The sequence below is a fragment of the Nitrospina sp. P1_D6 genome, assembly GCF_052156615.1.
Taxonomy (GTDB): domain Bacteria; phylum Nitrospinota; class Nitrospinia; order Nitrospinales; family Nitrospinaceae; genus Nitrospina.
Genome location: NZ_JBQKUN010000002.1, coordinates 342,423 through 367,600, shown reverse-complemented (window position 1 = coordinate 367,600; position 25,178 = coordinate 342,423). Strand labels below are relative to the sequence as shown.

Sequence of the window (25,178 nt, the reverse complement as noted above, 5' to 3'; positions counted from 1 at the left end):
CCCGGAAAATCAATGCCGAAATGGCGGCTTTTTGCCGGAACGGGGCGGGTCCCCCCTGCCGGAACCTCACTCCTTGTTCCCGGTCAACCCGGACCAGGCCATGCTGCGGTTGGAGCCCCCCGCCCAGTTTTTCGGGCCCACCACCAGGATGCCGATGTCCTGCGCCGCCTCGAACCAGCCGAGCACTTCCTGCATGATGGTGTCGGCGGGCGCGCCCGTTTCCAGCAGTTGGTACGCGCGGTAGGCGGTCATGTTGAGGGCGATCGATTCGCCGTGCCCGGTGGCCGCGACGGCCCCGCTCGGCCCGGCGTACAGGCCGCACCCGATCAGCGGCACATCGCCGACGCGTCCGCGCCAGCTTTTCCCGGTGCCGCCGGTGCTGAGGGCGGCCGCGAACTGTTTGCCGTCCCACGCCACCGCGCCGACGGTGTCCGAGCTTTTCGCGCCGTTGTCGCGCACGCGGCTCTCATCCAGCGGGGTGAAGCCGCGTTCTGTCGCGTACCGCGCCGCGCCGTCCCCGGCCAGCAGGTGATACGGTTCGTCGAGCAGGGCCTGGGCGATGTGAACCGGGTTCTGGAATCCCTCGACCACCGCCACGCCGCCGAAGGCGTGCCGGGCGCCGTCCATGCACGCCGCGTCCATCTGGATCGATCCGTCGGCGCGCCTGCGCGATCCCACCCCGGCGTTATAGCGGCCGTCGTTTTCCAGCACCTCCACTGCCGCGCAGGCGGCGTCCACCGCGGTGAACCCGCCCTGCAACAGCTCCAGCCCGCGCTCGCAGGCGCGGTCGGTGCCGTCGGAATTTGCGTTGTCGGAACCCGCGCCGCCGTGGGCGAGCAGGGCGAACTGGTAGCCTGTCATGATAAGTGCCGCTTTCCGCTTGGTCCCGGGTGCCGGGATGGTTTATGATATGGCATCATATATAAGGTACCATTTTCGCCGGAGACCGACACGTGGTCAAATTCTGTCTGCAATGCAAGGACGCTTTCTGGGGCGGCAAGTTCTGCCCGAACTGCGAGGGCGACATCGAACTGCTCGACGCCGCCGTGCCGGAAAACCAGAAATACCTGGGCGAACTCAACATCGACGTGCGTCCGAAATACTTTGCCCGCAGCTCCATGCTGTTGACCTGCTTCGGTTTCGTCATGGCCGTGCCGCTCGGCATGTTTGTGTTTCTGCGCGGTGCGTCCGCCTCCGGCAACGTGGGTTTGTGGGCCACCCTCGGCATCAGCCTGGTGCTGGGTGTTGCCTGGCTCACCTGGTGGGGGTCGGCGAAGGTCTTCAGCCGTAAAATGAAAGACGTCCACACCCTTAAAGAACCGCAGCTGGACTGATCCCGCCCGGACCCGCCTACCGCGGGGGTCGCCTCTTTCTTTATTTTTTTAATGCTTTTTTGCCGATGTCGCGGCGGAAGTGCGCGCCTTCCCAGCGGATCTTGTCGGCCGCACGGTAGGCGTTGTTGATGGCCTGTTCGATGTCCGCGCCCAGGGCGGTGACGCCCAGCACGCGGCCGCCGTTGGTGACGATTTGGCCGCCGTCGATCTTCGTTCCGGCGTGGAACACCTGCGCTTCGGGAATCGATGCCACCTGCTCGATGCCGGTGATCGCATGGCCTTTTTCGTACGAGCCTGGGTAACCGCCCGCCGCCATCACCACGCACACCGCCGTTTCCGGTTTCCATTCCAGCGTCAGTTTTTCCAGCGTGCCTTCGGCGCAGGCCTTGAGCGGCGGCACGATGTCCGACTTCATGCGCATCATCAGCGGTTGCGTTTCCGGGTCGCCCATGCGGCAGTTGAACTCCAGCACCTTCGGCCCGTCGGCGGTGAGCATGAGGCCCGCGTACAGGATGCCTTTATAAAGGACGCCTTCTTTCTGCATGCCGCGGAGGACGGGGAGCATGATGCGTTCGACCACTTCGTCCTTGAGCGCGGGTGTGAAGATGGGCGCAGGTGAGTACGCACCCATGCCGCCGGTGTTGGGTCCGGTGTCGCCCTCGAACGCGGCCTTGTGGTCCTGCGCCGCTTCCAGGGGAAGGATCATGTGTCCGTCGGTGAATGCGAGGAGCGATACCTCCTGTCCTTCCAGCTTTTCCTCGATGACCACCTGCTTGCCCGAATCGCCGAACGCCTTCGCGCCCATGATCTGTTCGACGGCGTCGATGGCCTCCGCTTCGTTGTTGCAGACGAACACGCCCTTGCCTGCGGCGAGGCCGTCGGCTTTCACCACCACCGGGCCGCGTCCCTTGCAGTAAGCCTTCGCCGCTTCCTTGTCCTCGAACACTTCGAAATCGGCGGTGGGCACGTTGTGCGCCTTCATCAGATCCTTGGCGAAGGCCTTGCTGCCTTCGATGAGGGCCGCTCTGGCGGTGGGCCCGACGATCTTCAACCCCTGGCTCTGGAACTGGTCGACGATGCCCATGGCGAGCGGTTGTTCCGGCCCGACGACGGTGAGGTCCACCTGGTTCTCCAGCGCGATGGCGAGCAGCGAATCGAGGTCGGTGGCGGAGACGGCGATGTTGCGGGCGATGGATTCCGTGCCTGCGTTGCCCGGCGCGCAGAAGACTTCCGTCACCAGCGGACTTTGTTTGATCTTCCACGCCAGCGCGTGCTCGCGGCCACCGGCGCCGATGACGAGTATTTTCATTCCCCCTTCTTTCCTTTTGTGAATACGGCTGTGTTTCGTGACTGGCCTGAATTTTATAGAAAAACGGCACCCTGCACAATTTTAATCGTCGGAAGCCCCGCCATCGGCATTCCATGCTATTTTTATACAAAGCCCGGCTGAAACGGGCACCGTGGCCGCAATCCGTGAAGGTGCGCATGATCCGTATTGAAGGACTTTCCAAATCGTTCGACGGCAAACCCGTGCTGAAGGAGTTGTCGCTGGAGATCGCGGAAGGGGAACGGTTCGTTCTTCTGGGGCGCAGTGGATGCGGCAAGACCACACTGCTCCGGTGCATCGCCGGATTCGAACGACCGGACGCCGGAACCATCTATATTAATGACCGGGCCGTCAATTCCCTGCCCGTCGAAAAAAGGCCGGTCGGGTTCATCTTCCAGCGCCACGCCCTGTTCCCTCACAAAACCGTGTACGACAATATCGCCGTCGGTCCGCGCATCCGCGGTGAAGCGGAGTCGGATATACGCGACAAGATCGATGCGCTGTTGACCATCACCCGCCTGACGGACCTGCGCCACGCGTGGCCGGGACAGTTGAGCGGCGGCGAGTCGCAACGCGTCGCGCTGGCGCGCGCGGTCATCAACCGGCCGCAGGTGCTGTTGCTGGACGAACCGCTTTCGGCACTCGACGCCACCCTGCGGCAAAATTTGCGCGAGGAGCTGGTGGAGATGCAGAAGGCGTTCGGCATCACCTTCCTGTTCGTCACCCACGACCAGGAAGAAGCAATGAGCCTGGCCGACCGCATGGGCGTGCTGGAAGGAGGACACCTGTTGCAGGTGGGTGAGCCGGAACAGTTGTACGACCGGCCGGCGGACCGCTTCGTGGCCGGGTTCCTGGGCGGCGTCAACCGCCTGCCCGGCATGGTGGAAAACGAAACGGAAGACGGCTGTGTGGTCCGGCTCGATGGCGGGGAAGCCATGACGGTAATGGATGGCAGGAAGCTCAAACCGGGCACGCCTGTCGATGTGTTTTTCCGGCCGGAAAAGGCGGTATTGGGTGTCTCACCGGATTACGAGAGTGGCATGAACCTGATGGAAGGAGTGCTGGAGAGGAAATCCTTTTTCGGCAGTCATACGCGCTACCGGGTGGCGCTCAAAAATGGAGAAGCGGTGACCGCACAGGTACGCCATGGAAACGATGCGGGCTTTCGCACGGGCATGGCAGTGTGGGTGCAGGTGGCGGCGGAGGACACGTTGATTTATGAACGCGAACCCAGCGGGGCGACGAGTGCGTGAGATACGGCAATCATGGATTCTTCTTTTTTGTGCAACGCTGGCGTTGTTGGCCGGGTGCGGCGGCGACGCCACGGATGCGAAACCCAAACTGATCGTGGCGACCGACGCCACCCTGCCGCCGATGTCGTTTTTGAACGACCAGAATCAACTCGCAGGATTTGAAGTCGAACTCATTGACGCCGTGGCGAAGCAGGCCGGATTCGAGTACGACCTGGTCAACGTCGAGTGGAACGGACTGTTCGGCGGGCTCATCACGAAGAAGTACGACCTCGTCATCAGTTCCGTCACCATCCTGGAGGAACGCAGGGAACGCATGGCGTTCAGTGTGCCGTACCTCAAAAGCGGCCTGTCGCTGGTGGTGCGGCGCGATACGGAGGGCGTGACTTCATTGGAAGACGTGCAGGCGCGGGGCGGTATCGTCGGCGCGCAACGCGCCACCACGGCGTTCTTTTACCTCGAAGATTATCCCGAACTCAGCAAACAGGCGTACGAACTGTATGGTCATGCGGTACAGGATCTGATCAAGGGCGAGATCACCGCCGTTCTGGGTGAGAGCACGGGCACGCTGTATTACAAAAACAACGACGCGACGGTGTTTCGCGAGATCAAGATGGTGGGCGACATTTTAACGGAGGAGCACTACGGCATCGTCGCGCGCAAGGGTGAGGCGGAGTTGTTGCAGAGAGTGAACGACGCGCTCAAAAATTTGTTGGCCGACGGCACGGTGTCGCGCCTGCATGAGAAATGGGAGCTTGGTCAGGCGGCGGTGGTGCCAAGGATGAAATAGTGAATAAAATTAATTTTCCTAAAAATCAATCGCTTTCTAAGAAGCAATTTATTTGGCTGGCAACATTGTTAGGGACTTTAATTCCAATAGCTTTTTTGGCGGTTAATATAATCTTTCGCCAATTTCTTAAAAGTTCTCCGGGAGAAATTTATTTTTTTCTAATGGCTCTCTTATGGCCATACTCTCTACCGATGATGGCATTAGATTATCTGGATGGCTTCAATAAGGCTATTGGGCTACTGATGTTGTTTAGTATAAATTCACTTTATTATTCCTTTTTGGGCTGGATTTTATGGATGGGTAAATCCATAAGCAAATGGTTTTACCCCTTATTTATTTTTATTGTGATGTCTGTATCTTATTTTTTATGGGGCGGGGAACTCTTGCTTACATTTGGTTTTTCCAATTGAATCAGTTGAAAGTATAGGGATAAAGCATTCATTAAGGGTAAATTAGATTGAAAGCGGAAAAGGAGAGGCATAATAATCCACAACTGGCGTGGAACCTGGTGGTGGCGGCGAGCTTTGTCCTGCTCGTCTACCTCCCTGCCGAAGACGCTTTCATGCAACGCGCCGTGCCGGGCAGTTACCGCGGGCTGGCCGAGCTGTTGCCCGTCGGCATCCTCTACACGCTGGGGGTGACCGTGGCAGGCAGCCTCGCCGCCATCCTCGTCGGCCTCATCGTCGCCTTCGGCAAGCTGTCGGGAAAACGTCCGTTGCAACTCATGGCGTCGCTCTACACCGAAGCCTTGCGCGGCATACCGCTTCTCGTGTTCCTGTTTTACATTTACTACGCGCTGGGGGAAATTTTTTCGGTGCCGAAACTGCTGGCGGCGATTCTGGGATTCGGTTGCAGTTACGGTGCGTACATGGCCGACGTGTTCCGCGCGGGGATCGAGGCGGTGCCGAAGGAGCAGGGCGAGGCGGCGCGCAGTCTCGGCATGAACGACCGGCAGGCGATGTTTGAAATCATCCTGCCGCAGGCGTGGCGGACGATCATCCCGGCCATCGGCAACCAGACGCTGGGCATGCTGAAGGACACGAGCCTCGTCTCGGTGCTGGCCATCAGCGACATCCTGCGCGTGGCCAACCAGTACGCCGCGACGCACTTCAATTACTTCGAGACGTACACCTACGTCGCGCTCACCTACCTGCTGCTCACCCTGCTGTTCTCAAAAGTGGTGGACCTGCTGGAACGCCGCGTGGCAATCCACTGAAAACCATTTCAAACACAGATGAACACCGATGAACACAGAGATTCTTCGTCGCCTCCGGGTGCTACCCGGCCCTTCCGAGAAAGGGGGAGTCCATCGCCTTGCGCCCACGGACCATCGTTCGCCCATATGGCATTAGCCATCTGCCTCAGGCGCAGCCTGCACCCACGGACCATAGAAAAGGAGTAGAAGAATTAGCCCTCTGCCTCCGGGTGCAACCCGGCGTTACATGAAGAATTCCATGTACACCATCCAGCCGATCATGGAGATGATGAGGATGGTGTAGCCGACGTGCACCCAGACGGTGAAAATGGGATTTTCGTGGCGCCGCGGCGGCGGTTTTTGGGAGCGATTGTCCATAAATCCACTTTATCACATCTCATCCGCGAGGCGACACCGCCCTCCATTAACGCAGGTAGCAGTTCTTCGGGAAATCGACCATGCGCATGGGACCGGGAAAGTGCTGCCAGTGGCCGCGCGGCAGGGCGTTGAGCATTTCCTGCACTTTCATGACCGTTGCCCTGTCGGTGCCGTTGTAATAGTAGAGGCGGTTGACGGCCCAGCAGTCGGCGAGCCCGGTTTGTTTGCGCAGTTGGAAGGCCGTGGTGGCGGGGTTGACGACGAAGCCCAGCACATGGCGGCCGCATTCGCGGTAGTACATGAACTCCTGCATGAGGGTGCTCGGCTTCATGGCGGCGAGCGCGTGGAAGTTGACGTTCAGCACCGGCAGGCCGCGAAAGGTGTACGACGCTTCCACCGCCGGGGCTTTACGGTCCTTCGCCTTCACCACCGTCACCTGGCGCGAAAAGTAGTCGAGGCACGAATATTTCGGGTCCATGTCCGCAAACGCCGTTGCCGGGAGTCCCCAAACCATCATCCAAATCACAACCAACCTGATACCACGCATGCTTCCTCCAAGTCCTATAAGTGCATAAATCAATGAATTTCCGGGCGACGGGGCCCTTCGGAGAGGCTATATGTTATTGCACAAAGCAAATAAAATCAACTTTTTACAAGGTGGTCCCGATAAATAAGGTGGGTGCGGCCGAAGGACGGCCGGGCCCGTTCTCGGCGGAGCCGCAAGGGTTTTGGGAAGCTCCCGGCTCCGCCATTCCCCTCCTTTTCTGGGCCGCACCCCTCGAGAGCGGGTGGGGGGTGTTTTTATCGGTGGCGGCTTTTATGATTATTCGGGAAAGTCGTCTGTCACCTTGGGAAACGGCGGGGGCGGTGTTATATTAATAGTATAGAAACACTTCGTTGGTTCTCTCGCTTGCGCTTCATGCATATGGGGGCGATCTGGATTCGACGGGAGTAAGGAGACGAAGGTTGCATGCAGGGGATACCGTTGGCCCCTAAAAAAACGGTACAAAACATAATCGCCAATGATTATGAAGTAGCTGTAGCTGCGTAACTAACCCTTACCGGCTACCGTCCCGTTCTCTTCTGTTCGCGAGGAGGATATGGACGTCATCTCTGCGGACTCGCTGTGCACTTCGCGTCTCGGGAGTGTCTGGTTAAACTTTAGAGGCTGGCCGGGATGCAATCCTGTTCGCGGGAGTAATTCCGGTGAGACCCAAAACGCGAACTAAGCATGTAGACGCCTTTGGTTGAAGACTTCCGGACGGGGGTTCAATTCCCCCCGCCTCCACCAATTTTTGATCCGATAAAATCCGAGCAGGTCCATAAGCCCGTGTAAAAGCGGGCTTTTACTTTTTGTAGAGTCCGGGATCACCCGATGGGATGTATTGACATCCGGGGGCAACTGGGAAGTCACCAGCGCTTACCGTCGTTTGGATGTCCGGCAGATGCACCGTTCCGGGCACCTCAGTCCCGGTCAAACCTGTCAGTGGGGGTGGTGGCGCGACGACGAAGTGATTGCCTCCATTGCCGTGGAAACCAGGGAGGACCATATTATTCTTGATTACAAATTTAGGGAGGGTGATGAGGATTGGGAGAAGCTGCGGTATGCCGTTCAAATTGATTGGACGTCTTGCAACTTTGGTGGACACCGCCCATGGTTTCGTTGTCCTGTAAATGGATGCGGAAGACGCGTGGCTATTCTATACGCAGGGAAAATTTTTGCATGCAGGGAGTGCCTGAGGCTGACCTATGCCTGTCAGAGAGAAAGGGATTACGATCGCTGGGCGCGGCGTGCCGACAAAATAAGAGAACGGTTGGGGTGGGAGCCGGGAATATTGAATGGACGGGGCTGGGAAAAACCAAAAGGAATGCACTGGCGCACTTTTGCACGTTTGGTGGACGAACATGATTTGCTCGTGGAAGCTTCTCTTAGTGCGATTTCCAGCCAGTTTATTGAAAAGCAGAGACCCTAGAAAAACCTAGACATTTACCAAAAACAATTTTTATTGGGAAATGTGGTATGGGGGCAACATTGGGGGCAGGTGAGAAAAATTTAATCGTTCCAATCAATTAAATATAACCAGTTACAAGTCCTATTCAGGGCCCCCAATAAATTTCAGTTTGGCACCATGGAGAAGCGTCGTTGCGCCAAGTCTTTAAGTCGATCAAAAAGGAGCGGAACGCGTTGCATTAATTGGTGGACCGTAAGCGTTACAATCGTTAAAAACGAAAGATACTATTAATGGAAGCCAAATATGGGGAACTTTAGATTTTTGAGATAAGGGGACTGGTACAGGGCTTTCGCCCCCACGGGGCCAATTTGATTTTCCTCCAAACTTAACTTTTCCAGGTTTTTAAGATTATTCGACTGGGCCAAAATTTTGGCTCCTTCATCCCCCACCATGTTGTAGTCCAATACCAATTGTTTTAATTTTCCTAGATTTGCCGACGTCGCCAGTGCTTTTGCCCCTACGTCGTCAATTTTATTGTGAGATAGATTTATAATTTTAATATTTTTGATGCTTGAAGATTGAGCGAGCAACTGTGCGGACTGGGAGCTTAAGTTATTATTTTTTAAATTAAGCTCCGTCAAATCCGTTAAAAACGGGGTCTCCAATAAGGCCTCCAACCCCAAATCTCCCATAAAGTGGGACTCCAGGTTATTCAGCTCGCCATTTTCTTTTAATTTTCGAAAGTTTATTTTGAAATTAAATTTAGCGCAGGAGTCCTTTCCAGACTGGCCAAGCTGATTTCCTGTCATGACCAGTTTGTCCAGAAAATTTAATAGAAAAGGAGATTGAGTCAGTGCGGCGGCTCCCTGGTCGGATATTTGATTGAAACTCAGGTTCAATTCGTTGAGTTGAGATTCGGAAAGCTTAGCCAGTAAAATATTGGCTCCCTGGTCGCTAATGTTGTTTCTGTAAAGCACGAGAGTTTTCAGTTGTTTAAATAGTGGGGAGTCCACCAGTTCCTTTAATGCTTTATCCGTGACGCCGCTTTTTTCTATGTTCAAGTGCCTCAGGTTGCTCAAATGCCTGGAATTTCCCAAAGCCCGGATACCCTGAATGCCGGGATCGACACCGTGCAAGACCAGTTTTTCTACGGTTTGAATTTCCGCCATGCTGGCGAGGTGTGAAATGCCCCCGGAATCAATTGGTTTTGCAATGATTCTCAAGGTGTCCGGGTTAAAACGCAGTTTTTTTTTGACGTAGGATTCGACTTGATCCAAGCTCCAAAAAGAATTCGATCCGGTAGTAAAGAAAAACGCGAGGACCAAAATGGAAAGACGAGCTTGCAGTGCAAGAGGTTTCCTGTTTCCAAATTGTTCAGGCATTGGATTTGGCCTCAACTACCGCCTTTTTTAGAGTTTCCCTGCTTGGCAAACCGGAGGGCTTCCCGCTATCTAAATAAATCCGGCACTTCCGGCCATAGCTTGCGTCAGCCATGGAGTTGCCTTCTACATCTTTGCCGTTGATTCGAATTGAGGGGGAGCCAAGAAAGCGCATGGTTTGAGCCATTTTTTGCGAGGTGATGTCTATGGATTGAATGTCTGCCTGAACGCCTTCTTCCGCAACTACCTGCTGGAGCATGGCAAGGGCGGGTTCATGATTCGGGCAATCGGCAAAATAAAGCAATTCGATTTTCATTTTAAGAATAATTTAGTGTTGTCTTGATTTGGAGCTTACGAAATTTTAATAGACAATGTAAATATCCGCATTTTCCATGGTTTTTACCATTTCAGACAGGGAGACCGGTGTTAAGTTGGGATCGATTTGAGAGCTGTCGATATTATATAAAACGGTCATGGTTTTGTTTATATAAAGCTTCGCGCCCTTTTCCTTCAGGAATGCCAGATAGTCGCCATAGTTGTCTGGAATGGTTTCCAGCTTTTCATTGAATTGTTCCGCCAGCGCCTTTTTCTCTCTATCCGGAAGTGGGGCGCGGTCCATGTCGGTCGCGGCGGGGCCCAGGATGCGCCACTTTTTCTTAACCGATGTCACCGCACTTCCATCAAAAAGAAGAGTGACCCGGTGCCCCGCATGCAGGGCCGCCCAGGCCAGGTTGGGCGCGACACAAATCTGGGCATCGTCTTTTTCCAGCGAAGTTTTAATATGAAAGAGAAAATTCTTCTTCGAGTTGGCGGGCGGAGTGGTTTCACTGATTGCCCCGCTGGGGAAAGCCAGAAACAGCGCCCCGGCACCAAGAACCAGTAAAATTGTTTTAGCAAGAGTCTTGCGTCCCAGGCAAACTAGTGACATTTCATTGTTCCTTTCGCGTTCAAATCGATCAAAATCAGAGAGGTTGTTTCCCGGTTTCTACCGTGCCGCTTGGTTCGGTTTCGATTTGGATTTCAATGGTGTTTGTTAGATTGGCCAAGGCTTTCGATTCTTCGAGAACTTTGGCGCCGCGTTCCCCAATAGGGTTTCCCCACATTTTTAAAATTTTAAGGTTCTGAAATCCGATCGAATTGGCCAAATCCTGCGCCCCTTTTTCGTGTATTTGATTCCATTGCAAATCAAACTCCCTCAAAGCATCCAGATGAGTGACCTGACTCAAAATGCGGGCTCCCTGGTCGCCAAGTTGATTCCGGCTTATGTTCAGTGTGTGGAGTTTTTGGAGCATCGGAAAACGAGTTTTCCCAAGGAAGCATTCTATTCCCTCGGAGCCGATAAAATTGCCCGGGACTTCCAGGGTTTCAAGGCTGGACAATGCTTGTGACTGTACCAGACTGCAAAATCCTTTATCCCCAATTTGGTTATTGCCAAGTAAAAGGGTTTTGAGATTCTTGAAATTGCCGGAGTTCGCCAATGCACGGGCTCCCTCCGGGCCAATGGTATTGTTGGATAAATCCAGATATTCCAATTTATTTAATAGTGAATGAGCTAAAGCGCGGGCTCCTTCCGAATCCACCTTGTTTCCCCACATACCTAAATATTTTACATTGGAAAACGCTTCCGAGTTGGCGATGGCGGCGATCCCTGCGGAACCGATTTGATTGTGTTTCAGGTCGATCCATTTGAGATTTTTTAAATACCTGGAATTGGCCAGGGCAATGGCCCCTTGGTCCTTCATTTCATGCGAGGAAAGAATCAACGTTTCGACCTTGGACAACATTCTTGAATCGGCCAGTTGTTGAATTCCTTCATCTTTGAGAATGCCACCGCGGCTCATGTTCAAATGCTTGCCGCCATCCCTTAAATCTTTAAAAATGAGCTTGTTGATGTCGAAGGCATAAGCAAGGTTTGCGGTGAGGGCCAGGAGGCCCAGTAAGGAAAAGAATGTGCGAAAAGGGAGATGCATAATTTAAAAAAAATTAAGGGAAGTTATGAACCACCAGGTTGACTTCCAATCCATCGGATAAGAATCCGGAGTGGTCTTTGCCCGCCAGAGTGGTGATGATTCCGTTCGTATCCACTTTGCGAAGGCGGCTGTTCAGGCGGTCGGTGAAGTAAAGGTTTCCCTTCTCATCGAAAACCATGCTTGCCGGTCCGTTGATCTGCGCATCCACCGCCGGGCCGCCGTCCCCTTCGAACCCGGCCTCGCCGGTGCCAGCAACCCGGTGTATGATGCCATTCAGGTCGATTCTGCGAATCACATGCGACGTCTGCTCTGCGACATATAAATCCCCGTTCGGGGAAAATTTGAGGTCTCCAGGCGAGCGGATGCCCGCCTTCACCGCCGGTCCCCCATCGCCATGATCTTCAAACTCTCCGGTGCCTGCGAATACTGTGACCGCAAACTCCGTGTCGATCTTCCAGATCAGGCTTTTGCCTGAATCCGAAACATAAATGTTTCCCGCATCGTCAATTTCAATACCATTGGGGTGGATGTCGCCTTCCAGTTTTCCCCAGGACTCCGCCGCCACCTTGTCGATTATTCCCTCCGGTGTGATGCGCCGGATAAAGGGGTTTGCCGTGTCCGCGACAAGCAGGTTGTCGTGGTTATCAAACGCAATATCCTTGATGACGTAAAACGACGCCTCGCGGGCCGGGCCGCCGTCGCCCCCAGTGCCAACCCGGCTGTCTCCGGCAAACCAGGTGATGGTCCCCTCGCGATCGATTTTTCGAATACGCCAGCCGTTGCCGGAACGGACCACAACGTATAGGTTTTGGCTGGAATCCAAGGCCAGATCGGAGGGCTTTTGCAGGGTGGCTTTCAGGGCGGAATCCTGGTCCCCGCTGTTGCCAATCTTGCCGTTCCCGGCCAGGGTCACGATTTGTTGTTCGGGGGTCAGCTTTCGAATGACGTTGTGCATTTGATCCGAAAAAATCAAATTCCCTTCGGAGTCCCGCACCAGGCCGGAAGGACCGCTCAGGGTCGCTCCCAATCCCTCTCCCTCGTCTCCCTTAAAGAACTGTTCTCCGTTGCCCGCAATGGTCTCGACCCGCTGAGTCGCAAAATCCAGCCGGCGAATGCGAAAGTGATTTCGATCGACCACATACAGGGTCTTTTCATCCGGACCTAAAGCCAGGGCGAAAGGCAAATGCAGGTTGGTTTGGGGAGCCAGGCCCTGGTCTCCATTGAAATGTGTGTTCCCGGTCCCCATGATGGTGGTGATGATGCCCAGGGGGCTCACTTTGCGGATTTTGCTGTTGTTGCGGTCGGCAATATAAATACTCCCCTTTGTGTCCACTGCCACATCGGTGGGGTAGGCCAGGTTGGCCTGGAAGGCCGGGCCCCGATCGCCTCGGGAGGCAAACAGGCCGTCTCCCGCGACGGTGGTGATGATTCCATCTTTGTTTACCTTCCGCACCCGGTTGTTGCCCCGATCCGCGATGAAAATATTTCCCTTGTTGTCCAGTTCAATCCCAAAAGGAAATTTCAGAAAAGCATCGAGGGCCAGTTCAAAGTCCCCGCCATACCAGGCCGGACCCAGACCCGCGACGGTGGTGATGATGCCTTTTGGATCGACCCTGCGGATCCGATTATTGGACCGGTCGGAAATGTACAGATTGCCAGCTTCGTCCAGCGCCACATCCGAGGGGAGATTCAGGCTGGTTTCGACGGCGGGCACCTCGTCGCCGGCGAAATCCCCTTTCCCATTGCCCGCGACGGTGGTGATGATGCCTTCCGTATCCACTTTTCGAATGCGGTGATTGTTGCGATCCGCGACATACAGGTTTCCTTTAGAGTCCACCGCCAACCCCGCCGGTGAATTCAGCGAAGCCCGGATGGCCGGGCCGCCGTCGCCCGAAAACGCCGCTTTCCCGTTTCCGGCAACAGTGGTGATGATGCCGTTGCGATCGATTTTACGGATGCGATGCTTGGAGCGGTGGCTGATGTAAACATTGCCTTCCCGGTCCACGACGATCCCATCCACCAAAGTCAATGGGACTGAAAGGGCAGGCTGGCCGTCGCCGATTTCCGGGTAGGGATACAGGGTTTCCCCCGTATAGGCTGGGCTCGCGGAAATTGGAATCCATATTAAAAAGGCCGCCAGTATTTTGGATAAGAATTGCATGGTCATTCCATTCGGTTGCGTCTGGATCTTTTTCCGGAATCGAAGCTGGTCAAAATGGGGCACTCTTCCGATGGCACCGTTTTCTGACACTTTGAAATAAGTCCTTTTAAAGCTTTCTTGATGGACTGAAGCGATTGGATTTTTTGGTCGACTTCGGTGAGCTTTTTTTCTGCCTGGGTCATCACCGTCCGGCATTGCCGGGTTCGAGTGGTTCGCAGGCGCAGAAGCTCGGAAATTTCACTTAAGGTGAAACCCACTTCCTTTGCATTGCGGATGAACTGGATACGGTGAATATAATCATCAGTATAAAGACGGTACCCGGAAGGGGAGCGGGCAGGGGGCTCGATCAGGCCCTTCTTCTCATAATAGCGGAGGACCTCAATATTGATGCCACATTGTTGGGCCAGCTTGCTTCGAGTGTACATGGCTCTCCTTCTTCGAGATCTTCAATCTAAACCCTGTTCCATGGACCAGAGTCAAGGCCAATCCATCGGTTGCGGGCCTATATAGGAGTCTGTATGAAAAGGTAGGGACCCGCTCCGGGCAGGTCAATGCCTATTTCCAGGATATTTTCGGGGTTGGCGCCGGGCTCACCCGGTGCGATGTCTTGTCTGTTGGTGATATGTTTTGGTTTTCCGAGGAAGGCAACGCAGAGCATGGTCTTATCCACGCTGTCTCCGGGAATGGGAGTCTGTCCGGTGATGCTGTAACGCTGGTTCAGGTTCTTGAACAGCTCGGCTAGGCCCAACTTCTTCCCTGAAATTGAGGATGGAGCGGCGGGTGTTTACTGTTTGAGGAAGAGGAGAAAATATTTTCGATAACGGAAGCACTGGAAGAGGCCATCGATCTGGGCGAGGTGGGCAAGCAATTCGATGTGGTTTTTGTTGCTTTGAAAGTGAAGGCGGCCGAAGTATTGAGTCAGCCTTTATGGCTCGTTTGACTGTGGAGGTGTTCGGCGAGTAAAATGTTTTTTAATTTTGAGAAATTTTTTACCTGAAGATATTGCAAGTGTACAAATGCAATTGAACCCATGGCTGGCACGGATTAGGGGGCAACTTTGGGGGCAGGTGAGAAATTTTTAATCGCTCAAATAGTTTAAATATAATTAGTTGTAAGGTTTATTCAGGAGTCCCCGCCCCACCAATTTTTGATCCGATAAAATCCGAGCAGGTCCATAAGCCCGTGTAAAAGCGGGCTTTTTCTTTTTGTAGGGTCCGGGATCAACCGTCAAACCCGGCGCTACGATTTTTCCGGTTGAAACGGCTTCCTTTTCAACAAGGCCTCCCGTCATCCCGATTTTTGGGGCCCAGACCCCAACCCAACACCTGGCCCCGTTCCCGGGGCAGGACATACCGATATTCGGGCTTGACTATTTACCCCGTTCAGGGTTTAATTTTGGCTAGCCGATATATTTATTTTGTATACTAAAATTTTTTGCGTGGGCCCGTTACTGAACCAAACTCCAAAATTCCTACAAATATAAGTAAATTTTGGTTTTTTATGTTTTATCTGGCCGGCGTTTGATATCCGTTTGCCAAACAAGTAATTCAATATGGAGGATAATATGGGTTTTTTTCTCGGCTTATCTCGGATAGCTTTAGTGCTTGCATTAACTATTCTAATTGGCTGCACAACCACCCGCATCGAATACGATCGAATGACGGGTACCCAGTATCCGCAGCCGGAAACCGTATCTGGGGCAGAAGTGAATCTGACGACCATCTACTGGCAAGGCGAGCGGGTCGTTACCGTCGATGAAAACACCACCAATATTGCGCCCCTGACGGGGCCGGCCAATCCGCTGGACCCCGATCAATATGATTACATCAATCCGGCGGAGCTTGAGACACTTGAAACCGCAAACCGGCGAGACCCGATCGGGCCGGTAACCTTCGACTGCGGGTTTTGGAATGCCTTTACCTGCACAAGGTACCACCTCTACGGCGTTGTCGTGGATCACTATCGAGAAGGCGATTGTGGCGTGGCCTGTCGGAGTACAACAACGTTAGGCCTGATGTATGCGGGCGCCGGCGGGGCCACAAACGACCGGTCGGCATTTGTCAGCTTTTGGAAAAACTCCACGGTGAATTCCGACAATGCCAAATACCTGCGCTCGACGGCACATGAAGTCGGTCATGGCTTCAACCTGAATCATTGCGATGGGGATGGTTCGACGACGATCATGAACTCAACCGGAACCGTTGGTGATACTTATAATTATCAGTTCAGCGCATCCAGTTTGGATCACCTGCAAAATCATGATGACAACGAAGTCTGGCCTGGCGTGAGTCCTCGCGACTACGCCTGCCCACATGTTCATTAAGGAGAGGGGCCAAAATGAATTTTAGATTACTATCATTTCTTTTCGTACTCACATTATCTGGTGCCATGATTGGTTGTACATCACCAGTAAAGCAGGGACTCGACCTGGGTGACCCGGCCTCCATCGTGGATGCACCTGCACCAGCCACAGTTTCCCAAGGCGAAGGCATAAAAGTAGTTGCCATGCCATTAAAGCAATCCGTGGAGCTGGGGGAACCGGTTTATCTGGCGGTGCAAGTCACCAATATGATGCAGGAACCGGTTGATTTCACCGGCAGCTTAAAGCCCGGTGAAGGACTGATTGAAGTCTATTCAATCGGCGCCAATGGGGAGAAAAAAATATTGCTCCCCCTCAGCGCAAGCGATTTCAGCGGCTCAACCACCTTGGGGCCTGGCCAGACTGTAGGCGAAGTCTTCCCCATCTTTTTCGGGGCCAATGGTTGGAACTTTAATGAAGCCGGCGAATATCGTATTTCGGTGCAAATAGAAGTGCCTGCCAAAAGCGGTTATTCAGCTTTCATTTCGGAGCCTGCCGCAGTTAAAGTTGGGTCTTCAAAAGCCGGGGAAGCCTTGTTCTCGGTGGATGATCCCGGAAATACTCAAGCGGGGAAGTTCTTATTGTGGCGAAGGGGTGACCACCTGGAAGCGGGGATTAAATTCCTGACAGCACTTTCAGAGCAGCACCCGGGCTCGGCATTATCCTCCTATATTTCTGCAGCGCGTGTTCAAAATTACAGTGAACCGTTCGCAAACTATACTGTGAAGGAAGTGCGGGCACCCGATTGTCAGCAGGCGAACGCTTTAAGGAAAACGATTGGAAAAAACGTTCTCCCGGAAAATCTTTTAATCGAAGATTTTATTGCCCAGGCGAATTGCCATGCTGAAAGCCAGAATTGGGATGCGGCCAGGGAAGCGCTTGATGCCGGTTCCAGATTGGCTTCAGATCGACCCGAGTTCAGGGCTTATTCCAGGAGTATTGAGGAAATGCAAAAACGATTGAGTCGATATCTCAAGTAGGTTCAAAAAAGGCAGGATTTAAGGAAAAGGGGTTGGGGCCTTGAGGCTCCAGCCCCTTTGTATTTTTTATGCACTTGGGAAAAAAGTTTCAAGCCCAGGCGGACCGGACCGGGCCGGGCCTGATCCGTATGGTGGAGCCAGTTTCCAGGTAAGGGTTTCTACTTTGCTCTGCGTCGGCGCGGTTTTGATTCAGGAGGGGTTGATCGGATTGAAACGGTTAGGAGCAGGGGGTGCGTTGTGTTGGGTGAACCCGCATACTACGGGCGATTCGGTTTCGAAAACGACTCGAAGCTGATTTTTACAGGAGCCCCTGCGGAGTATTTTATGAAATTGAATTTTGAAGCCCGCACTCCCTCCGGCGAAGTCACTTACCACTCGGGGTTCAGTGCTTTCTGACCCTGTGCGATCAGGAATCAGTGCGCACGGTTTGGACGAAAACAACGCTCCCCGATCCCGCAAAATAAAATCAGGGATGTTTCCGTTGGCCCCGGGCGGACCCTCGTCCCTTCCACTTGTGAAACTTTAGAATGTTCTCAATGAGTTTATTATCGGGCGAGGGGAGGACCTGTCAATCATCTTCCATCATGATGTATACTGAATATATATTTCAGCAATCCTGAATGAGAGAACGGACCTCATGTCGATTCCCCCTGCTAGCCGGGCCACCATTCTGGTGGTGGATGACTCGGTGGAAAACCTGAAACTCATGGTGGAGATATTAAACGAAGACTACAACGTCCAGCTTGCGTCCAATGGGGAAAAGGGATTGAAGTTGGCGCAGTCGGATCGTCCGCCGGACCTGATCCTGCTCGACATCATGATGCCGGGCATCGATGGCTACGAGGTGTGCCGCCGGTTGAAGGCGCACGCGGTTTCCAAAAGCATTCCTGTCATTTTTTTGACCGCCTTGAACGAGGTTCACAATGAGGCCAGGGGATTCGAGGTCGGGGGTGTCGATTACATCACCAAGCCCGTCAGCCTTCCCATCGTTCAGGCCCGCGTCCAAACCCATCTTCGGCTGTACGACCAAACCCGGCATCTGGAAAGCCTGGTGCGGGAAAAGACCCTGGAGCTGGAGAACACGCAGGACGTTACCATCACCGGGCTGGCCACTTTGGCGGAGTACCGCGACAATGAGACCGGGGGCCACATCCTGCGCACCAAAAGCTATGTTCGCCTTCTGGCGCAGAACCTGAAAGGCTTGCCCCGGTTTCGTGGAGAGCTGGACGACGAGGTCATCGGTCTCCTGTACAAATCCGCACCTCTACATGACATTGGCAAGGTGGGTGTGCAGGACAGAATTTTGCGTAAACCCGGCAAGTTGACGCATAAAGAGGTTTCGGAGATGGACCGGCATGTCGTTTTTGGAAGGGACGCCATCCTCGAAGCGGAAAAACTTCTGGGGCAGGCCGGGGACCAGTATTCTTTTCTCAGGTTTGCCCGTGAAATCGCTTATTCTCACCATGAGCGCTGGGATGGTTGCGGTTATCCGGAAAAATTGAAGGGCGATGCAATTCCTCTTTCTGCAAGGTTGATGGCACTGGCCGATGTCTATGACGCTTTGATCAGCAAGCGGGTTTACAAGCCTCCCTATTCCCACAAGCAGGCAGTGGATTTAATCATTAAGGGAAGGGAGACGCAGTTCGATCCGGATATAGTGGATACCTTTGTTCAATTGCAGCAGGAGTTTTTCAATATTGCAATGAAACTGGTTGATCATGAAGAGGAGCGAATCACGCTTCCGAAGGAAGCCTAGCGATAACTATAAAACCGGTGGAAAAAAACAACATGGAGAGGTAACGTTGCGGGCAGGCGGCAAAGCTTTATAGATCAAATTATACAAATGCAATTTTTTACCAGGACTGCTCAGGAGTCCACAGGTCCACGCCGCCACTCACTTCAAGGCTGATGCAATTCCAGGAAACTTATGAGCCCGCAAAGATGCGGGCTTTTTTTATGCCTTCGGGTTGATGCGGTGAGAGGGCCCGAAGGAGTCATTTGCGTTTGCCGAGGAAGGCGACGTAGAGCATGGTCTCGTCCACGCCGTCGAGGCGGAGCAGGTCGTTGGCGATGTCATCGAAGAACCCGCAGGTGGTCATGACAGCGAGTCCCAGGTTGTGGCAGGACAGGTAAATGTTCTGCCCCAGATGCCCGACATCCAGCAGGACGTAGCGGTAGCCCCGTTCGCCGTACTTGCGCTTGGTGCGCTGGAACACGCCGGAGATCATCACCACCACCCCCGCGCGCTTCACGTGTTCCTGGTTGCAGCAGGCTTCGTAAGCGGCGTCGGTGGGGTCGCCGGGAACCAGCAGTTCGAGTTCGTGATGTGGCACGTTGTAATGATAAATGCCGGGCTCGATGGATTCCACCCGCCTCACCGCCAGATAAATTTCCGCGGGGTAGAGGCCGCCACCGGAAGGGGCCGAGCGCAGCGTCTGCACACCGCCACCGGGGATGGGCATCTGTCCCGTGATGCCGTAACTCTGGTGCATGATTTTGGAGAACTCCCGTAAACTCAGCGGTTCCTCCCCGAAATCACGGATGGACCGGCGCGTGGCGATCGTCTCATCAAACCGCTGGTCGCTCATGTACAATTCCTCTTTCGGAATCAGCTTCACTTTTTTTACATGCGAATACTGTTTGTAACCGTGCGTCATGGCAACCAGTTCGGTACGGGAAAACGAACTGGGGATCATGCCGGCCAGCAGATCGGGATGCAGTTTGGTGTTTTCGTGATACAGCTCGGACAGGGAAACCTTTTCCGGGTCTTTCCGGGGACCGAGTGCAATGACGGGTTTGAGGATGTCGGCCATGTCAAGCCATGCCTCCACAATTCAGGGGAAAGGGTGTGGGTACGGATTCATTTCGTGTTCGGTCCGCGGGCGCCCGACCAGCCCCAGCCGATAGGGCACCTCGTACAATCGGCGTCCGCCCAGATGCTGGCGGGCATGGTTCAAGTCCAGGGGCTGCATTCCGGGCACCACCGCCCGGGCTACCTTGAATCCCGCTTCGTCGATATCCGATGTGGTCAGGTCCAGAACCACGGTGTCGAGGTTGGATTTTTTAAGTTGTTTCACAAGGAACTGCACGTTCGCGGACATATCCGGTTGAAAGTGGTTCGTCAGGTTCTGGATCGGGATTTTGTCCGGCCACGCCATCAGGAAATCCATGGCAGTCCGGAGTTCCGGACGCAGGGCATGGGCCAGGGCATGCAGGGTGGGCTTGTCCACATTGCGGTAGTCCGGATCGGGTTGGAATTCCGGGTTGTTCCGCGCATACCGGCTCATCCCGATATAGGTCAGCAACGCTTCTTCCAGTGCCAGTACCAGAGCTTTGTTGGGATTGAGGCAGGTGCCGAGTCCCATGACCGTGTGTGGCACCTGGCCCTCCGTGCTTTGCAGCATGACCACGATGACCGGCACCGCAATATCCAGCGTCAGCAAATAGGCGTTGCAGGTAACGGGGATGCCGTCCAATGCCTGCAACAATTGATGGACGAACGGATCGTGCACGGATTCGAGATCGATGCGCGGTCGCGGCAGGCGGTTTTGCCAGACGATCATGAACGCGTCGCGTTCGATCACCTCGCAGATGGCCTTGTACACGCTGGCGGCAAGGCTGGATCCGCAGGCCAACCCGGTGGAGATGGAATCCTGAACGGGAGGTTCGTCCGGAGCCCGGTAATAGTATGGAACGTACACGAACGCCGCGGGGACGAAAGTGGGGGTTTCGTGGGTCAGCGAATACCCCCTGGCCCAACATAAGGGTGTTTGGGTATCGGGAGCGGTGAAAGGGAACCCCGGCGAAGCGTATTGGGATTGGCTGAACAGCGCAAAGCCCGAGGGGTCCACGGCGGGAATGTCCAACTCCTCGCAGGGAGCCAGCACAAGGTCCTCTTCTTCGTATTGTGCGCTACAATACCGTTCGATGCTCTCGCCCACGGCTTTCATGATGGCGCGGTCGGGATCGGTGGACGCGGCGTCGCCGTTGTTCAATGCTTCCTTGCCGCTGATGGGCTTGAGGTTGGCGGGATGACTGCGTGCGAAAAATACATTGGGCTCGCCACACACCAACTCCTCGAATTCGACTTTTTGAATGATCCCGGTGCGGTCGCTGACCAGTCGGTGGGCCCGCTTCAAGCTATCCTCTATGGACGTCGGGGTGTGCCGGGACGATGAGCGCCGCGCCTTCAGCACGGTCTCAATGGTTTCCATTGTCTTTTGCCGGCGCGGTGCTGTCCCACGCCTCGTGCCGCGGGCGATATGGTTTGCAGGCGGGACAACGGGGCAGCCGCAGGACATCGTGCCCGACCGTCACCGGCGAGGTGGAGGGGATTTCATAAAACCGGCCGATGGTTGCAGGCGGGGCAAACCCAGACAGGTTGCGGCTCACTTCCATCGCGGCCTGGGCGGCCAGGGTGGACCACAAAGGCTGAAACACACCTTCGTTGCCGGAATGCGGCTGGACGGCCAGTTGTTTCTGGTAAGCAACGTGTATCTCCAGGTCCGGCACATTGGAAGCCATGCGCTTGTCATAGCACACATAACAGGCCGACTGGTGCGGAATGAACGTCGGACCCATCAACGCCTTCGTGCCTTCAATCGCGAGGTGCAGCCAGGGTTTTCTGACTTCCAGGCAGGCGGAATTGATGATTTCGAAAAAAGAATAAGCCGGTGCATCCTGGCAGGCGATGAGAAAATCCACGCCTTTCAGAAAGTTCATCAGCGCACGCGATTGCAGGGTCTTGGACTCAGGATCTGTAGAGGAAATTCCGATTTTGACGACCTGTTCGATCCCGATGGATAGCAGGGAGCTTTCAACACAGTCTTTCAGCGATTTGGCTCCAACCACCCCAATTCGCGAATGCTGCAACTGGTCCAATGAACCGGGTGCATCGGATACAAAATGGGAGATGAACTGGATTTCGCTGTTTCTTTGAGGAGGCGCTTCTGTTTGGTTTGAAACCAAAGAGGGCGCAAGACTCTGTTGCAACAGGCCATGCGCCCTCAGGATTTTAAGGAGAAAGATGATCGTAGTCGGCAGGATGTCGGTGCCGCCTGCATCTGCGATTTCATCTACCCGATGGTTGCCATCCAGCAGGGGATGAATGGTGTGGAACGCTTCAACCAGCAGATCATTCCGCAGAGCGTAATTGAATTCCGCTCCGCAAAACTGAAGACGACCGTCCTCCAGTTCCATCAATGTGGCCCACGGAGCCAAACAAGGCCGACTCGGAAGAGTTACGGCAAGATAATCCGAGGGGGTGTATTGGACTCCCTTCATAGAATACCCATGAAGCAGAGGAAACGAAAAGCAGTTAGAGATGAACCCGGGAGCGAGCTAAAGAACGTGAGAAAGTAGATCGTTCCTGGATGGGCCGATGTACCAGTAAAAAAAATTAAGAACGGTTTAGTTCCGGGACGGATCGGAAGGTGCCGCGTAGCAGGTGCAGCAGATAGCCACCGGGCGAATCGCGCCATCCTTCATTCCGGGAATTCCACCGGTTTTCAAAAAGTCCATGTCTTCGTGTTCCAGGCCGAAATCTTTTTTCAGGCGTTCCGGATCTACGACAATGGTTTCACAGTATTCGGAATCGTTGGAGATTTTGGCCAAAGCGTCCTGAAGATTCTTGTGGGTCATGGCAGTCACCTTTAGTTAATTTTTAATAAATTCAATCGGATAAATCAAATTTGATTTGCGTCTCAGGCCTTGTTGGAGGACTATAGCCCCGGTTCCCTGAAAGCCCCTACAAATCAACTTTTTCACCTTTAACGTAATTCTTTGGATACTATTATTCAATCCCCGGAACTACTATATTTCAATAGTATAGTTACTATAACCCATTGTTTTTAAAGGCTAAGTTACTAATTTTTTGTGCTAAAATCAAGCGCCGCTCATATGGGAGAAAGCTTGTTCGAACAGGTTAAAAAATTGGTATGCCTAAAATATATAGTTGTTACCAGCAATCCTTTTCGGTCACTTTCATAAGATGAATGCTTATGACTTCTATTAAATCGAAAACCTTTGTATTTGCTCTGATTTGGCTTTCCTTTTTTTGCATACTCCTGCCCACCGCCCATCCTGAAGAAAATTCCCCCGATTCCACCCAGCCAGGCGACAAGTTGACGGAAGAGGAAAAACAATTATTCCAGATGGATCTCCAGCAGCTCATGCAGACGGAAGTGGTGGTGACCTCCGTGAGCAAGCGGCCTCAGAAACTGCACGAGACCGCCTCGGCGATCTATGTCGTCACACAGGAGGATATTCGGAGGACCGGTGCGGTGAACATCATGGAAGCGTTGCGCATCGTTCCGGGTGTTCAGGTATCCAAGATCAACCAGAACCGCTACGCCATTTCCATCCGGGGATTCAACCGCAGGCTGGGCTCGGACAAGTTACTGGTCCTCATGGACGGCCGCACTCTGTACAGCCCCTCCGCTGCCGGTGTGTTCTGGATTGGTCAGGATACGATGCTGGAGGATATCGACCGCATTGAAGTCATCCGCGGGCCGGGAGCGGCCCTGTGGGGTTCCAATGCCGTCGCGGGGGTGATCAACATCATAACCAAATCCGCTCACGACACCGACGGGCTGCTGGTGTCCGGTGGCACGGGTACGGAGGAGAAAGGGTTCGGTTCCGTTCGCTATGCGGGGGAGTATAAGGAAGGGTTGAATTACAGGGTGTACGCAAGGTACCGGGACCGGGATGAAGGGTTGAGGCCGAATGGAAACACCGGTATCGATGACAAGCAAATGTATATAGGCGGGTTTCGCACGGACTGGCAGGCGAACCCGGAAAATCACCTGACTTTTCAGGGAGACCATTACAGCCTGGACGCCGGGTTGGACTTCAACAGCCGGTTCGTGTCGCTGTCACAGGGAAACGCGCCTTTTCAGGGAACCACAACGCAAAGGGGGTCCAATTTCCTGGCGCGCTGGGACCGGTACCTGGAAGACGCTTCCGCCTTCAAAGTGCAGGCCTATTACGACCGTCTGTTGAGAAAGGCCGATGGGGTTCCGTTCGACAATGTGGTCGAGCAGGCGGACCTGGAATTTCAGTATGATTTTCTAACCGAGTTCTGGAGCAAGACCCACAATGTTTCGTGGGGACTCAACTACCGTTACACCCGGTTCAACTTCGACCGCACCGAGATCCTCTACCTTCCGGACCGGGACACCAACCTGTTCGGTTTTTTCATCCATGATGAAATTTCGCTTGTGCCCGACACCTGGAGCCTGATTACAGGCATCAAGATCGAGCACAATGAATTTTCCGGTTTTGAATTTCAGCCGAGTATCCGCACGGTGTGGACTCCGAATAACCGGCACACCCTGTGGTCGGCCGTTTCACGCGCCGTCCGGATACCGACGGTCACGGAGGCGACAGCGGAGGTCAACCGCGCTTTGATCCCGGGCGCTCCGCCCCTGCTGCTTCGTGAGCGCAACCAGAACAACCTGGATGCGGAGGAATTGATCGCCTATGAGGTCGGGTACCGTTTCAAGCCCATGAAGGAATTGAATTTCGATGCCACGGCTTACTATTTCGATTATGACAAAATTATCGAGTTCACCACCGGGCCGGTTTTTTTCGAGGCCACCCCGCCTCCGCCGCACCTGGTCTTTCCCTTCAAAAGCGACAATTCCCTGAAGGGGGAAGTCTTTGGTTTTGAACTGGCCGCCCAATGGCAGCCGCTTTCCAACTGGCGCATTGCGGGAAGCTACACGTTCACCAAAATTGACCTCAAACCGCTCCTGGCTAACGTGTTCAACCCGGGGGCCTTCAACAGCGAGGGGGATCTGGACGCGGAAGGCGAACCCGAACACATTTTCAATATTCGCTCCTACCTGAACCTTCCGCATAATTTTGAGTTCGATTCCTTCCTTTACTACGTATCCAGAAACTCAACCCGGAGAATACCAGCCTACACACGGGTCGATTTGCGCCTGGGATGGAAACCCGCGGATGACCTGGAATTGTCCCTCATGGCCCAGAACCTTCAGGATAATGCCCATCCTGAACTGACGGAACTGCTGGAAGCCTCCACAGAAACCCAGAGAAGCTTCTATTTTAAAGTCACAATGAAATTTGATTAGACACTCAGTG

General features: G+C 54.0%; 25 protein-coding genes and 1 other RNA gene. 11 read left to right on the top strand and 15 right to left on the bottom strand.

Features of this window, described 5'->3' with window-relative positions; translation table 11 throughout:
* Positions 1–66: 66 nt before the first annotated feature.
* A complete protein-coding gene (locus tag ACTRXA_RS05305; protein ID WP_442426164.1) occupies positions 67–861 on the bottom strand; it encodes an isoaspartyl peptidase/L-asparaginase in 795 nt (264 codons plus the stop codon).
* A 92-nt stretch (positions 862–953) separates the two neighbouring features.
* Here ACTRXA_RS05305 and ACTRXA_RS05300 point away from each other — a divergent pair, with 92 nt between their 5' ends.
* Positions 954–1,334, top strand: coding sequence for a hypothetical protein (locus tag ACTRXA_RS05300; RefSeq protein ID WP_442426163.1), 381 nt, complete (start codon positions 954–956; stop codon positions 1,332–1,334).
* Positions 1,335–1,374: 40 nt separating this feature from the next.
* On the opposite strand, the gene purD is transcribed toward ACTRXA_RS05300, so the two are convergent.
* A complete protein-coding gene (purD, locus tag ACTRXA_RS05295; protein WP_442426162.1) occupies positions 1,375–2,643 on the bottom strand; it encodes a phosphoribosylamine--glycine ligase in 1,269 nt (422 codons plus the stop codon).
* Positions 2,644–2,756: 113 nt separating this feature from the next.
* Here purD and ACTRXA_RS05290 point away from each other — a divergent pair, with 113 nt between their 5' ends.
* The 4 genes from ACTRXA_RS05290 to ACTRXA_RS05275 are packed head-to-tail and all read left to right on the top strand — an operon-like array spanning position 2,757 to position 5,917.
* Entirely contained in the window at positions 2,757–3,914 is a 1,158-nt protein-coding gene (locus ACTRXA_RS05290; RefSeq protein ID WP_442426161.1) for an ABC transporter ATP-binding protein, read from the top strand.
* Positions 3,880–4,701, top strand: coding sequence for a transporter substrate-binding domain-containing protein (locus ACTRXA_RS05285; RefSeq protein ID WP_442426160.1), 822 nt, complete (start codon positions 3,880–3,882; stop codon positions 4,699–4,701). The genes ACTRXA_RS05290 and ACTRXA_RS05285 overlap by 35 nt, the downstream gene beginning before the upstream one ends.
* Complete coding sequence (locus ACTRXA_RS05280) at positions 4,659–5,111, top strand: hypothetical protein (RefSeq protein ID WP_442426159.1); 453 nt, start codon at positions 4,659–4,661, stop codon at positions 5,109–5,111. Before ACTRXA_RS05285 ends, ACTRXA_RS05280 begins: the two co-directional genes overlap by 43 nt.
* Positions 5,112–5,158: 47 nt before the next feature.
* The gene (locus tag ACTRXA_RS05275; RefSeq protein ID WP_442426158.1) at positions 5,159–5,917 is read left to right on the top strand and encodes an amino acid ABC transporter permease; all 759 of its coding nucleotides are present in this window, start codon (positions 5,159–5,161) and stop codon (positions 5,915–5,917) included.
* A gap of 222 nt (positions 5,918–6,139) precedes the next feature.
* Here the strand turns inward: ACTRXA_RS05275 and ACTRXA_RS05270 are convergent, their stop codons facing one another.
* Both ACTRXA_RS05270 and ACTRXA_RS05265 read right to left on the bottom strand, forming a co-directional pair.
* Complete coding sequence (locus tag ACTRXA_RS05270) at positions 6,140–6,274, bottom strand: hypothetical protein (protein WP_442426157.1); 135 nt, start codon at positions 6,272–6,274, stop codon at positions 6,140–6,142.
* Positions 6,275–6,320: 46 nt separating this feature from the next.
* A complete protein-coding gene (locus ACTRXA_RS05265) occupies positions 6,321–6,821 on the bottom strand; it encodes a hypothetical protein (protein ID WP_442426156.1) in 501 nt (166 codons plus the stop codon).
* 380 nt (positions 6,822–7,201) lie between these two features.
* On the opposite strand from ACTRXA_RS05265, the gene ssrA reads away from it, so the two are divergent.
* Positions 7,202–7,565: a transfer-messenger RNA gene (gene ssrA, locus ACTRXA_RS05260) on the top strand.
* Positions 7,566–7,965: 400 nt separating this feature from the next.
* The gene (locus ACTRXA_RS05255) at positions 7,966–8,247 is read left to right on the top strand and encodes a hypothetical protein (RefSeq protein WP_442426155.1); all 282 of its coding nucleotides are present in this window, start codon (positions 7,966–7,968) and stop codon (positions 8,245–8,247) included.
* A 266-nt stretch (positions 8,248–8,513) separates the two neighbouring features.
* Here ACTRXA_RS05255 and ACTRXA_RS05250 read toward each other — a convergent pair whose 3' ends face one another.
* The 7 genes from ACTRXA_RS05250 to ACTRXA_RS05220 all read right to left on the bottom strand — a co-directional run bounded on the left by ACTRXA_RS05250 (position 8,514) and on the right by ACTRXA_RS05220 (position 14,484).
* Positions 8,514–9,503, bottom strand: a complete 990-nt coding sequence (locus ACTRXA_RS05250; RefSeq protein WP_442426154.1) for a hypothetical protein — start codon at positions 9,501–9,503, stop codon at positions 8,514–8,516.
* A gap of 97 nt (positions 9,504–9,600) precedes the next feature.
* Positions 9,601–9,921 carry a DF family (seleno)protein gene (locus ACTRXA_RS05245; protein WP_442426153.1) on the bottom strand — a complete coding sequence of 107 codons (321 nt, stop codon included), beginning with the start codon at positions 9,919–9,921 and terminating at the stop codon, positions 9,601–9,603.
* A 45-nt stretch (positions 9,922–9,966) separates the two neighbouring features.
* A complete protein-coding gene (locus ACTRXA_RS05240) occupies positions 9,967–10,533 on the bottom strand; it encodes a hypothetical protein (protein WP_442426152.1) in 567 nt (188 codons plus the stop codon).
* Positions 10,534–10,567: 34 nt separating this feature from the next.
* Positions 10,568–11,575: a hypothetical protein gene (locus tag ACTRXA_RS05235; RefSeq protein WP_442426151.1), complete on the bottom strand. Its 1,008-nt coding sequence runs from the start codon at positions 11,573–11,575 to the stop codon at positions 10,568–10,570.
* 13 nt (positions 11,576–11,588) lie between these two features.
* Positions 11,589–13,736, bottom strand: a complete 2,148-nt coding sequence (locus tag ACTRXA_RS05230; protein ID WP_442426150.1) for an NHL domain-containing protein — start codon at positions 13,734–13,736, stop codon at positions 11,589–11,591.
* 2 nt (positions 13,737–13,738) lie between these two features.
* Positions 13,739–14,161 (bottom strand): heavy metal-responsive transcriptional regulator, encoded by a 423-nt coding sequence (locus ACTRXA_RS05225; protein ID WP_442426149.1) that lies wholly within the window; start codon positions 14,159–14,161, stop codon positions 13,739–13,741.
* Positions 14,162–14,238: 77 nt separating this feature from the next.
* Positions 14,239–14,484 (bottom strand): hypothetical protein, encoded by a 246-nt coding sequence (locus tag ACTRXA_RS05220; protein WP_442426148.1) that lies wholly within the window; start codon positions 14,482–14,484, stop codon positions 14,239–14,241.
* A gap of 816 nt (positions 14,485–15,300) precedes the next feature.
* On the opposite strand from ACTRXA_RS05220, the gene ACTRXA_RS05215 reads away from it, so the two are divergent.
* The 3 genes from ACTRXA_RS05215 (at position 15,301) to ACTRXA_RS05205 (ending at position 18,831) form a co-directional block, all read left to right on the top strand.
* Complete coding sequence (locus ACTRXA_RS05215; protein WP_442426147.1) at positions 15,301–16,059, top strand: hypothetical protein; 759 nt, start codon at positions 15,301–15,303, stop codon at positions 16,057–16,059.
* Between the two features lie 14 nt (positions 16,060–16,073).
* Positions 16,074–17,075 (top strand): hypothetical protein, encoded by a 1,002-nt coding sequence (locus ACTRXA_RS05210; protein WP_442426146.1) that lies wholly within the window; start codon positions 16,074–16,076, stop codon positions 17,073–17,075.
* Between the two features lie 637 nt (positions 17,076–17,712).
* Positions 17,713–18,831: a response regulator gene (locus tag ACTRXA_RS05205; RefSeq protein WP_442426145.1), complete on the top strand. Its 1,119-nt coding sequence runs from the start codon at positions 17,713–17,715 to the stop codon at positions 18,829–18,831.
* Positions 18,832–19,069: 238 nt separating this feature from the next.
* Here ACTRXA_RS05205 and ACTRXA_RS05200 read toward each other — a convergent pair whose 3' ends face one another.
* The 4 genes from ACTRXA_RS05200 to ACTRXA_RS05185 form a co-directional block, all read right to left on the bottom strand.
* Positions 19,070–19,888 (bottom strand): SagB/ThcOx family dehydrogenase, encoded by an 819-nt coding sequence (locus ACTRXA_RS05200; RefSeq protein WP_442426144.1) that lies wholly within the window; start codon positions 19,886–19,888, stop codon positions 19,070–19,072.
* A 21-nt stretch (positions 19,889–19,909) separates the two neighbouring features.
* Complete coding sequence (locus ACTRXA_RS05195) at positions 19,910–21,289, bottom strand: YcaO-like family protein (RefSeq protein ID WP_442426143.1); 1,380 nt, start codon at positions 21,287–21,289, stop codon at positions 19,910–19,912.
* The gene (locus tag ACTRXA_RS05190; protein WP_442426142.1) at positions 21,276–22,274 is read right to left on the bottom strand and encodes a TOMM precursor leader peptide-binding protein; all 999 of its coding nucleotides are present in this window, start codon (positions 22,272–22,274) and stop codon (positions 21,276–21,278) included. Before ACTRXA_RS05190 ends, ACTRXA_RS05195 begins: the two co-directional genes overlap by 14 nt.
* A 210-nt stretch (positions 22,275–22,484) precedes the next feature.
* Entirely contained in the window at positions 22,485–22,715 is a 231-nt protein-coding gene (locus tag ACTRXA_RS05185) for a hypothetical protein (RefSeq protein WP_442426141.1), read from the bottom strand.
* Positions 22,716–23,227: 512 nt separating this feature from the next.
* Between ACTRXA_RS05185 and ACTRXA_RS05180 the strand changes: the two genes are divergently transcribed.
* On the top strand, positions 23,228–25,168 hold the full coding sequence (locus ACTRXA_RS05180) for a TonB-dependent receptor plug domain-containing protein (RefSeq protein ID WP_442426140.1): 1,941 nt from the start codon (positions 23,228–23,230) through the stop codon (positions 25,166–25,168).
* The last annotated feature ends 10 nt before the right edge of the window (positions 25,169–25,178 follow it).

Bases quoted from the DNA above. Each gene is read 5' to 3' on its own strand.
- ACTRXA_RS05200 (WP_442426144.1), bottom strand. From the start codon at position 19,888: ATGGCCGACATCCTCAAACCCGTCATTGCACTCGGTCCCCGGAAAGAC.
- ACTRXA_RS05210 (WP_442426146.1), top strand. From the start codon at position 16,074: ATGAATTTTAGATTACTATCATTTCTTTTCGTACTCACATTATCTGGT.
- ACTRXA_RS05195 (WP_442426143.1), bottom strand. From the start codon at position 21,289: ATGGAAACCATTGAGACCGTGCTGAAGGCGCGGCGCTCATCGTCCCGG.
- ACTRXA_RS05205 (WP_442426145.1), top strand. From the start codon at position 17,713: ATGTCGATTCCCCCTGCTAGCCGGGCCACCATTCTGGTGGTGGATGAC.
- ACTRXA_RS05285 (WP_442426160.1), top strand. From the start codon at position 3,880: ATGAACGCGAACCCAGCGGGGCGACGAGTGCGTGAGATACGGCAATCA.
- ACTRXA_RS05265 (WP_442426156.1), bottom strand. From the start codon at position 6,821: ATGCGTGGTATCAGGTTGGTTGTGATTTGGATGATGGTTTGGGGACTC.
- ACTRXA_RS05235 (WP_442426151.1), bottom strand. From the start codon at position 11,575: ATGCATCTCCCTTTTCGCACATTCTTTTCCTTACTGGGCCTCCTGGCC.
- ACTRXA_RS05305 (WP_442426164.1), bottom strand. From the start codon at position 861: ATGACAGGCTACCAGTTCGCCCTGCTCGCCCACGGCGGCGCGGGTTCC.
- ACTRXA_RS05245 (WP_442426153.1), bottom strand. From the start codon at position 9,921: ATGAAAATCGAATTGCTTTATTTTGCCGATTGCCCGAATCATGAACCC.
- ACTRXA_RS05185 (WP_442426141.1), bottom strand. From the start codon at position 22,715: ATGACCCACAAGAATCTTCAGGACGCTTTGGCCAAAATCTCCAACGAT.
- ACTRXA_RS05270 (WP_442426157.1), bottom strand. From the start codon at position 6,274: ATGGACAATCGCTCCCAAAAACCGCCGCCGCGGCGCCACGAAAATCCC.
- purD (WP_442426162.1), bottom strand. From the start codon at position 2,643: ATGAAAATACTCGTCATCGGCGCCGGTGGCCGCGAGCACGCGCTGGCG.
- ACTRXA_RS05230 (WP_442426150.1), bottom strand. From the start codon at position 13,736: ATGCAATTCTTATCCAAAATACTGGCGGCCTTTTTAATATGGATTCCA.
- ACTRXA_RS05240 (WP_442426152.1), bottom strand. From the start codon at position 10,533: ATGTCACTAGTTTGCCTGGGACGCAAGACTCTTGCTAAAACAATTTTA.
- ACTRXA_RS05180 (WP_442426140.1), top strand. From the start codon at position 23,228: ATGGATCTCCAGCAGCTCATGCAGACGGAAGTGGTGGTGACCTCCGTG.
- ACTRXA_RS05190 (WP_442426142.1), bottom strand. From the start codon at position 22,274: ATGGAACTGGAGGACGGTCGTCTTCAGTTTTGCGGAGCGGAATTCAAT.
- ACTRXA_RS05215 (WP_442426147.1), top strand. From the start codon at position 15,301: ATGGGTTTTTTTCTCGGCTTATCTCGGATAGCTTTAGTGCTTGCATTA.
- ACTRXA_RS05280 (WP_442426159.1), top strand. From the start codon at position 4,659: ATGGGAGCTTGGTCAGGCGGCGGTGGTGCCAAGGATGAAATAGTGAAT.
- ACTRXA_RS05225 (WP_442426149.1), bottom strand. From the start codon at position 14,161: ATGTACACTCGAAGCAAGCTGGCCCAACAATGTGGCATCAATATTGAG.
- ACTRXA_RS05290 (WP_442426161.1), top strand. From the start codon at position 2,757: ATGCTATTTTTATACAAAGCCCGGCTGAAACGGGCACCGTGGCCGCAA.